This is a genomic window from Alteromonas marina (assembly GCF_000808575.1).
GTDB lineage: Bacteria > Pseudomonadota > Gammaproteobacteria > Enterobacterales > Alteromonadaceae > Alteromonas > Alteromonas marina_A.
In genome coordinates, this window is the sequence record NZ_JWLW01000031.1 from 1 (window position 1) to 236 (window position 236).

The following is a 236-nucleotide window of genomic DNA, read 5'->3' on the forward strand; positions in this document are numbered from 1 at the left end:
TGCATCCGCTGGCGATAAATGGCAACGACCTGTTTCGATAAGCGTTGATGAGATGCTAGTGATGTGGCTAACAGCCACGGGTCTTTTGCACCTTGCGCATGGACTTTCGACCGCTTTGAGGCTTTGCGTGTACCATCTGGATTTGAAGCGTGGCGCCCTTTCGCTTTCTGCTTGAACAGAACTAACGTACAGGCAAAGGGGTTACCTCTAGCTATTTGGCTGTTATCAAAACGCTT

1 pseudogene is annotated in these 236 nt (G+C 49.6%); it reads right to left on the reverse strand.

Annotated features, from left to right (window positions below):
- Positions 1–236: pseudogene (locus RJ41_RS19265) on the reverse strand (IS4 family transposase); the annotation flags it as partial.